Genomic DNA, 8,211 nt, shown 5'->3' on the forward strand with positions numbered 1-8,211 from the left:
GCGGCCCTGGAGATATTCATGGTAGATCGCCCATCACCCCCTGATCGTCCGCCCTTGAGCGCGGCCAGCCTGAGCCTGCGTCTGGCCGGGATCGCCCTGGTGGTTGCGGCCCTGGCCGGCGCCATGGCTTATGTGCACGGCAGCTTCGATCCGCAGCGCCTGACCCCCAAGGCCCTGGTGGATGTGCTGGAGAAAAACAACGGCGTGCATCCGGGCTTTCGTCGCAACCACGCCAAGGGCGTGTGCGTGGCCGGTTATTTCGAGAGCAGCGGCGAGGCCCGCAGCTATTCCAGCGCCCAGGTGTTCAATGAAGCGCGGACCCCGGTGGTCGGGCGTTTCGCCTTGCCGGCCGGCAACCCCTATGCGCCTGACGGCAGCGTGCCGATCCGCAGCCTGGCCCTGCGTTTCACCCAGGCCAACGGCCAGCAATGGCGCACCGGGATGAACAGCATGCCGGTGTTCCCGGTGGGCACCCCCGAGGCGTTTTACCAGTTGCAGCAGGCCAGTTCGCCAGACCCGGCGACCGGCAAGCCGAACCCGGCCAGCGTGCCGGCATTTTTCGCTGCCCACCCGGAAGCCATGCCGTTCCTGCAATGGATCAAGGGCGCCAAGCCCTCGGCCAGCTATGCCACCGAGACCTACAACGGCATCAACGCGTTTTACCTGGTGAGCGCCAGCGGGCAACGCCAGGCGGTGCGCTGGGGCGTGGTGCCGCTGACCCAGGACGCGCCCGGCGCGGTAGTGCCTGAGGGTAACGACTTCCTCGAAAAAGACCTGGTGCAGCGCCTGGCCGCGGGTCCGTTGCGCTGGCGCTTGAACATCACCCTGGCCAACCCGGGCGACCCGACCGACGACGCCAGCAAGGCCTGGCCCAGCGAGCGCAAGGTGCTGAATGCCGGGACCCTGGTGCTGGAGCGCAGCCAACTGCAGAACGATGGCGAATGCCGCGACATCAACTACGACCCGCTGGTGCTGCCGAGCGGCATTGCCGCCTCCGACGATCCGCTGCTGGCGGCCCGTTCGGCGGCCTACGCCAGCTCCTATCTGCGCCGTACCAGTGAAGTCGACCAATTGCCCCACGCTGCCCAGGAGTCCCGCCCATGAGCGCCCAACCGAACCACTTCGCGCCACTGGCGCGCCTGCTGCACTGGCTGATGGCGCTGATGATCATTGCCATGTTGTTTATCGGCGCTGGCATGGTGGCCTCGGTGTCCGAGCGCCATCAGTGGCTGATCCACCTGCACAAGCCGTTGGGCATTGCCATTCTGCTGCTGGTGATAGTGCGCCTGTTGGTGCGCTTTTCCACCCGGCAACCGCCGTTGCCGGCGGACCTGCCGGGCTGGCAGGCGTTGGCGGCCAAGGCCTCCCACGTGCTGTTGTACGCGCTGATGCTGATCCTGCCGCTGCTGGGCTGGGCGATGATTTCGGCGGCGGGCGACCCGGTGATGCTCGGCAGCTCGCTGCAGTTGCCGTCGATCCTGCCGGCCAATGCCCAACTGTTCGCCTTTCTGCGCAAGGCCCACGGTGTTCTCGCCTACCTGCTGTTCCTGACGGTGCTGCTGCATCTGGCGGCGGCGCTGTTCCATGGCTGGGTGCGCCGCGACGGGGTGCTGGAGAGCATGCTGCGCGGCAAGGACTGAGGGGAGGGCGGTGTGCTCGAAAAGGATCGCACCGGCCCCGTCTCAACCGGCACACACCAGGGCTTTGCGCGGGTTCAGGCTCCACAGCCAGTACAGCAGCGCCACGGCATTGATCGCGGCACCCAGCAGGCACACCCCGGTCCAGCCGGCCCAGGCGTACATGGCGGTGGCGCCGATCGAACCGCTGGCGCTGCCGATCGAGTAGAACAGCATGTAGCCCGCGGCCAGGCGGCTCTGGGCCTCGGGGCGGGTGCTGTAGATCAGGCTCTGGCTGGTGACATGCACCGCCTGCAAACCCAGGTCGAAGGCGATCACTCCCAGCAGCAGGGCCCAGAGCGACGATTGGGTGTAGGCGATCGGCAACCAGGAGGCCAGCATCAGGCTCAGCGCCAGGCCGCTGGTCCACTGTCCCAGGCCACGGTCGGCCAGGCGTCCGGCGCGCGAGGCGCCCAGGGCACCGGCGGCGCCGGCGAGGCCGAACAGGCCGATCTCGGTATGGGACAGCGACAGCGGCGGGGCGCTCAGGGGCAGCACCAGTGGGGTCCACAGCACGGTGCCGGCGCCGAAGATCAGCATCGCCAGCACCGCTCGATCGCGCAGGACCTTTTCTTCGCGGAACAGGCCGGACAGCGAGCGGATCAGCTGGCCGTAGCTGTGCATTGCTGCCGGTTGCTCGACCTTGGGCAGCACCCGCCACAACAGCAGCGCCATCAGCAGGGTCAGCCCGGCCGACAGCAGGTACACCGAACGCCAGCCGGCCAGGTCGGCCATGGTTCCCGACACCGTGCGCGCCAGCAGGATCCCGAGCACGATGCCGCTGGTCACGCTGCCCACCACCTGGCCACGTTCGCCCGGCGCGGCCAGGTTCGCGGCATAGGCCACCAGCACCTGGGTCACCACCGCGAGCAGCCCGGTCAGGGCCATGCCCAGCAACAGCCAAGTGCTGTCCGCCGCCAGCGCCACCATCAACAGGGCAACGACCGACAAGCTCATCTGGCCGACGATCAGGCGCCGCCGGTTCAGCAGGTCGCCCAGCGGCACCAGGAACAGCAGGCCGAGGCCATAGCCGACCTGGGTCAGAGTGATGACCAGGCCGATGGTCGCTTGCGGCATCTCCAGACTGTGGGCCATGGCGTCGAGCAGGGGTTGGGCGTAATAGACATTGCCCACCGCCAACCCGCAGGCAATGGCAAAGAGCAGCACCACCGACGCCGGGATGGTGGCGGATGGCAGGGGGGCGATTGCGGCTGTCATGCTCGGCTCCGTGATTTCTGGTTGCTTTATGAAACCAGTTGTACGGTAGAGAGACTGGTTTTATATTGCAACCACTTTCCTGCCGCGAGTCTGCATCATGGTCAAACGTACAAGCCTGGAGGGCGCCGAATGCCCGGTGGCCCGTTCGCTGGACGCTATCGGTGACTGGTGGTCGCTGCTGATCATTCGTGACGCCTTTGACGGCATCCGCCGCTTCAGCGAGTTCCAGCGCAATCTGGGGATGGCCAAGAATATCCTCGCCGCCCGTCTGCGCACCCTGGTGGCCCATGGCATCTTCGAAGTGCTGCCGGCGTCGGACGGCAGTGCCTATCAGGAGTACGTGCTGACGCCGAAGGGCAACGGCCTGTTCAACCTGATCATCGGTCTACGGCAGTGGGGCGAGGCGTATTTCTATGAGGCGGGGGAAGCGCATTCGCTGATGGTCGACCGCGAGCAGGGATTGCCGCTGCGACCGTTGGAATTGCGCTCGGCGGACGGGCGCTTGCTCGGGCCCGAGGATTGCCGGCGGGTGCCGGTGCAATAGGCGCTGGCCGCGGTTCGAGCCGCGGCCAGCGCGGCAGGATCAGCGCAGGATGCCGACCATGTCGGCCACGGTGCTGAGGACGTCCTTGCCCAGTTGCATCGAGCGTTTGCCCGACCAGCCGGTGAGCGGGTTGGGGTTGTCGTCGTGGTCCTTGAACGGCATTTCCAGGGTCAGCGACAGGCAATCGAACTTCTCGCCGACGCTGTTGCAGGCCAGGGTCATGTTGGCTTCGCCGGGCTTGTCCCTGGTGTAGCCGTGGGTGGTCTGGAAGTCCCGGGTCTTGTGTTTCAGGTGGCTGCGGAAATGCTCCTCGAGCTTGGCCAGGCGCGGCGTGTAGCCCGGGTTGCCTTCGCAGCCGGCGGTGAACACGTGGGGGATTTCTTCGTCGCCGTGCGCGTCGAGGAACAGGTCGACGCCGTACTGCTCCATCTGCTGCTGGACGAACAGCACTTCCGGGCTGAGCTCCTGGCTGGCGCTCTGCCAGGCGCGGTTCAGGTCCTGGCCCATGGCGTTGGTGCGCAAGTGGCCGTGGAAGGCGCCGTCGGGGTTCATGTTCGGCACCAGGTACAGGTCGGCGCTGGCCAGCAGTCGGTTCAGTTCGGCGTCGTCGCGATGCTGCAGGCGCTCGATCACCCCCTCCATAAACCATTCGGCCATGTGCTCGCCAGGGTGCTGCTGGGCGATGATCCAGACCTTGCGCCGGCCTTCGCCGCCGTTGCCTTTGCGCAGCAACTGGATATCACGGCCCTCGACGCTTTTGCCGGTGGCCAGCAGTTCGGCGCCGGCCTTGTTCAGCGCCTGCTCGATCAGCCAGTCATGCCGGCCGCGGCTGTAGGGTTCGAAATAGGCGAACCAGGCGTGGGTCTGGGTGGCTTCCAGGCAGAAGCGCAGGGTGTCGCCTTCAAAAATCGTCGGCACGCGGAACCAGTTGACGTGATCGTAGGACGCCACCGCCTGATAGCCGCTCCAGGCCTTGTTGTACGAGGATTTGCTGGCATTGCTCAGGCGGAACCAGTGTTCCTGGCCAACACGCAGGCCGCTGGCCTTGAAGTGGAACCACTGGAAATGCGCGCTGCGGGTGTCGGGCTTGATGGCCAGCAGGACTTGCGAGGGGTTGCTGGCATCCAGTACTTCGATATTGCCGCTGTCGAAATTGGCAGAGATTTGAAACGAGCTTTGAGCCACGGTCATGGTCGATTCCTGAACAGGATTTTTATGGCCGTTACTTTAGCAAGGCAGGGAATTACCGGGGGTAATTTCCGTGGGAGAGGGGGGCGTCGTCCTTGACGCGAAAGCAGCTTAGAAGCTATGCGATTGATTCTCAAGCGCTGTTTTTACATTTGCGAGCCGTTGCGGCGGGCGTCGGCTTGCAATGAGGCATTCTTTTGCTATCATCGCCGCCAATTCAGCGGTACCCAGTCTTCATTAGCCTGAAGCCAAGCCAGAAAAACTGGCAGAAAAAAAAGACCCGGCAAAAAGCCGGGTCAAAAACCGTGATTAGCCTGATGAGGAGATAATCCAGGAGTCCGACCTAAGGTCTCTTGGGTTATCGACTGATCTCGCGACCAGTTGCTTGCAATAATAATCATTATCATTTGCAAGTCAAATGTTTTTCCCCGCCTTTTGGAAAATAATTTCCTGTCCCTGTTGCCAGCCCTGTTCATCGGCCGGATGAGCCGCGGGCAAATTCCGCCGTGCATCTCATTCCTGGCGCTGGCTGTCCAGCGAGCGATCCACCAGTGCCTTGGCCATGTCGATCATGTGCACCACGGAAAACGCCAGGTCCCGCCGGGTACCCCGCAGGTGGTCGGCGGCCTCGTAGGCGCTGGCCGCGGCGCACCGCAGCAGGTCGGAAGCGTGGATCATCGCTTCCTCGCTGCTGATGCTGGGTTTGACCTCGAAGAATTTCTCGTCGATCGAGGCTTCTGCAATAGCCGGTTTCAAGTAGTAGTCCATGGCCCGGCGGGCGGCCTCGCTGTCCTTGAGGGCGTTGAAGCCGACATCGGTTTCCAGTTCCGGTGCATCTTTGCTGGTTGTGTTCATGAGCGGTTCCATCCTTTGACGTGGAATAAGAGGGTCTGAGGAATGGTAATACTTAATGTATTTGTGACTAGGTTTCAAATACTACAACTTGTGTGTTGAGGGCCGAAATACACAACGTATTGTTCCGGTCCATGGACAAATGGATCGAGTTGGTTAAATCCAACATGAAGGACCGCAAGGTCACGCAAGAAAAGCTCGCGGAGCGCCTGGGCATGTCCCAGGGCGGCATCGGCCATTGGCTGAGCAAACGCCGCCAGCCGAAGATCGAAGACATGAACCGGGTGCTGGAAGAAATCGGCCTGGGTTTTCTCGAAGTCGCGCTGGTGATCCGCGAAAAACCCCAGGTGGATGACGAGGGCCAGTTGCTGCTGGAAGGGCCGTCGTTGGTGCAGAAGTACAACCCGTACTTTCGCTACCCGGTCAGCGACTGGCGGGGCGTTGGCGAGGTTCGCGAGGCCGGTGGCGCGGGCTACGCCGCCGAGCGTTACGAGCTCTCCGACTACCAGGCCGAAGGCTCGGCTTTCTGGCTGGTCGTGGTGGGCGACGCGATGATTGCCCCGAGCGGCCTGAGCATCGCCCAGGACATGTTGATCCTGGTGGATCCGGCGGTGGAGGCGGTTCCCGGCAAGCTGGTGATCGTGCAATGCCCGGGCAGTACCGAAGCGATTTTCCGCAAGCTGGTGGAAGAGGGTGGGCAACGTTATCTGGTGCCGCTGAATCCGACTTACCCGAAGGCGCTTTACAGCGATGAGTGTCGGATTATTGGTGTAGTGGTGCAGGCTACTGCGAAATTCTGACGTAAAAATACGATCGTTCCCGCAAGGCTGCGGGAACGATCTTCTGCCTCAGGAGCTTATTCCAGCTCCACCAGGGCACTTCCTTCACTGACCATCTCGCCTTCCTGGCAATACAGTGCCTTGACCACCCCGGCTTGGGGGGCGCGGATGCTGTGTTCCATCTTCATGGCTTCCAGGACCACCAGTTGCGCGCCGGCTTCGACACTCTGCCCGGCCTGCACCAGCACCCGCACGATGCTGCCGTTCATGGGCGCGGTCAGGCCGCCATGATGACTGTGGCTGGCCTCCACCGCGGCAATCGGGTCATAGGCCGTGACGCGGTGCATCTCGCCCTGCCACTGCAGGTACAGGCTGTCGCCCTGGCGAATCGCCCGGTGCTGCTGGCGCAACCCCTTGTGCTCGATCGACAGCTGCTCGCCGTGCAAGGCAATGGCGGCGTTGCTTGGGTCCAGCTTGACCGCCCGGTCCTGGCCCTCGCAGTCGAGGTGCAGCACGGTTTCCCGTGGCAGGCCGATGCGCAGACCACTGGCCTTGGCCCAGGGGGAGTGACGGTCGTCGGCACGCAGCTGGTCCGGCTGGCTTTGGGCGAACGCCTGGGCGGCGGCTTGCCAGAACTCGTCGCTCAGGGCTGTGGCCGGTGGCAGCAACTGATCCTGATAACGCGGGATAAAGCCAGTATCCAGTTCGGCGGCGGCGAAGGCCGGGTGGGCGATGATGCGCCGGAGGAACGCCAGGTTGGTCTTCAGCCCACCAATGGCGAACTCGTCGAGCATACCCAGCAGGCGCAAGCGCGCCTGCTCGCGGTTCTCGCCCCAGGCGATCAGCTTGCCGAGCATCGGGTCGTAGAACGGCGACACGCTGTCGCCTTCCTCGACGCCGCTGTCCACCCGCCGTCCGGGACCCGCCGCCGATTCGCGGTACAGCGCCAGGCGCCCGGTGGCAGGGAGGAAGTCGTTGCCCGGGTCCTCGGCGTACAGCCGCACTTCGATCGCATGCCCGATCAGCGGCACCTGGTCCTGGGTGATCGGCAGCGCCTCGCCCTGGGCCACGCGGATCTGCCAGGCCACCAGGTCCAGCCCGGTGATGGCTTCGGTGACCGGGTGTTCCACTTGCAGGCGGGTGTTCATTTCCATGAAGAAGAATTCGCCGCGGGCGTCCAGCAGGAACTCCACGGTGCCGGCGCCGACGTAACCTATGGCCTGCGCCGCGCGTACCGCGGCTTCGCCCATGGCCTTGCGCTGTTCGGCGCTCAGGCCGGGGGCCGGGGCCTCTTCGACGACCTTCTGGTGGCGCCGCTGGATCGAGCAGTCGCGTTCGTTGAGGTACAGGCAGTTGCCGTGCTGGTCGGCGAACACCTGGATCTCCACGTGGCGCGGCTTGAGCACGTACTTTTCCACCAGCATCCGCGAGTCGCCGAAGGACGACTGGGCTTCCCGCTGGGCCGAGGCCAGGGCTTCGGCCAGCTGGCTGACGTCCTCCACCACTTTCATGCCCTTGCCGCCACCGCCGGCGGTGGCCTTGAGCAGCACCGGGTAGCCGATGCGTTCGGCGGCGACGCGGAAGGTTTCCAGGTCCTGGGCTTCGCCGTGGTAACCGGGGACCAGGGGCACGCCGGCGGTTTCCATCAGCGCCTTGGCCGCCGACTTGCTGCCCATGGCGTCGATGGCCGACGCCGGCGGGCCGAGGAAGATCAGGCCAGCGGCTTCGATGGCGCGGGCGAAGCCGGCGTTTTCCGAAAGAAAGCCGTAGCCGGGGTGAATGGCCTGGGCGCCGCTGGCCTTGGCGGCGGCGATCAGTTTGTCGATCTGCAGGTAGCTGTCGGCGGCCTTGCTGCCGCCCAGGTCGACGCGCAGGTCGGCTTCGCGGCTGTGGCGGGCGTCACGGTCGGTGGCGCTGTGCACGGCCACGGTGGTCAGGCCCATGGCCTTGGCGG

8 protein-coding genes are annotated in these 8,211 nt (G+C 64.6%); 4 read left to right on the forward strand and 4 right to left on the reverse strand.

All coding sequences use genetic code 11. The features are described 5' to 3' along the window. Nucleotides 1–18 precede the first annotated feature (18 nt). Complete coding sequence (locus J4D52_RS24230; protein ID WP_102676979.1) at nucleotides 19–1,104, forward strand: catalase family peroxidase; 1,086 nt, start codon at nucleotides 19–21, stop codon at nucleotides 1,102–1,104. Then, on the forward strand, nucleotides 1,101–1,640 hold the full coding sequence (locus J4D52_RS24235; protein ID WP_025804750.1) for a cytochrome b: 540 nt from the start codon (nucleotides 1,101–1,103) through the stop codon (nucleotides 1,638–1,640). The genes J4D52_RS24230 and J4D52_RS24235 overlap by 4 nt, the downstream gene beginning before the upstream one ends. Before the next feature lie 42 nt (nucleotides 1,641–1,682). Here the strand turns inward: J4D52_RS24235 and J4D52_RS24240 are convergent, their stop codons facing one another. Continuing rightward, nucleotides 1,683–2,894, reverse strand: a complete 1,212-nt coding sequence (locus J4D52_RS24240) for an MFS transporter (RefSeq protein WP_102676978.1) — start codon at nucleotides 2,892–2,894, stop codon at nucleotides 1,683–1,685. A 97-nt stretch (nucleotides 2,895–2,991) separates the two neighbouring features. Between J4D52_RS24240 and J4D52_RS24245 the strand changes: the two genes are divergently transcribed. Next, a complete protein-coding gene (locus J4D52_RS24245) occupies nucleotides 2,992–3,438 on the forward strand; it encodes a helix-turn-helix domain-containing protein (RefSeq protein ID WP_102676977.1) in 447 nt (148 codons plus the stop codon). A gap of 39 nt (nucleotides 3,439–3,477) precedes the next feature. On the opposite strand, the gene J4D52_RS24250 is transcribed toward J4D52_RS24245, so the two are convergent. Next, the gene (locus J4D52_RS24250; protein ID WP_102676976.1) at nucleotides 3,478–4,629 is read right to left on the reverse strand and encodes a M14-type cytosolic carboxypeptidase; all 1,152 of its coding nucleotides are present in this window, start codon (nucleotides 4,627–4,629) and stop codon (nucleotides 3,478–3,480) included. 510 nt (nucleotides 4,630–5,139) lie between these two features. Further along, nucleotides 5,140–5,481, reverse strand: a complete 342-nt coding sequence (locus J4D52_RS24255; protein ID WP_025804746.1) for a DUF6124 family protein — start codon at nucleotides 5,479–5,481, stop codon at nucleotides 5,140–5,142. A 131-nt stretch (nucleotides 5,482–5,612) separates the two neighbouring features. On the opposite strand from J4D52_RS24255, the gene J4D52_RS24260 reads away from it, so the two are divergent. Beyond that, entirely contained in the window at nucleotides 5,613–6,278 is a 666-nt protein-coding gene (locus tag J4D52_RS24260; protein ID WP_025804745.1) for a LexA family transcriptional regulator, read from the forward strand. 56 nt (nucleotides 6,279–6,334) lie between these two features. Here J4D52_RS24260 and J4D52_RS24265 read toward each other — a convergent pair. Further along, nucleotides 6,335–8,211 (reverse strand): acetyl/propionyl/methylcrotonyl-CoA carboxylase subunit alpha (locus tag J4D52_RS24265; RefSeq protein ID WP_207272162.1); only part of this gene is annotated, 1,877 nt, incomplete at its 5' end.

The sequence above is a fragment of the Pseudomonas sp. GW460-12-10-14-TSB1 genome, assembly GCF_017349775.1.
GTDB classification, from domain to species: Bacteria; Pseudomonadota; Gammaproteobacteria; order Pseudomonadales; family Pseudomonadaceae; genus Aquipseudomonas; species Aquipseudomonas piscium.

What these genes read in the sequence shown, in the direction of transcription:
- J4D52_RS24230 (WP_102676979.1), top strand. Translation starts at nt 19, where the DNA reads ATGGTAGATCGCCCATCACCCCCTGATCGTCCGCCCTTGAGCGCGGCC.
- J4D52_RS24235 (WP_025804750.1), top strand. Translation starts at nt 1,101, where the DNA reads ATGAGCGCCCAACCGAACCACTTCGCGCCACTGGCGCGCCTGCTGCAC.
- J4D52_RS24240 (WP_102676978.1), bottom strand. Translation starts at nt 2,894, where the DNA reads ATGACAGCCGCAATCGCCCCCCTGCCATCCGCCACCATCCCGGCGTCG.
- J4D52_RS24245 (WP_102676977.1), top strand. Translation starts at nt 2,992, where the DNA reads ATGGTCAAACGTACAAGCCTGGAGGGCGCCGAATGCCCGGTGGCCCGT.
- J4D52_RS24250 (WP_102676976.1), bottom strand. Translation starts at nt 4,629, where the DNA reads ATGACCGTGGCTCAAAGCTCGTTTCAAATCTCTGCCAATTTCGACAGC.
- J4D52_RS24255 (WP_025804746.1), bottom strand. Translation starts at nt 5,481, where the DNA reads ATGAACACAACCAGCAAAGATGCACCGGAACTGGAAACCGATGTCGGC.
- J4D52_RS24260 (WP_025804745.1), top strand. Translation starts at nt 5,613, where the DNA reads ATGGACAAATGGATCGAGTTGGTTAAATCCAACATGAAGGACCGCAAG.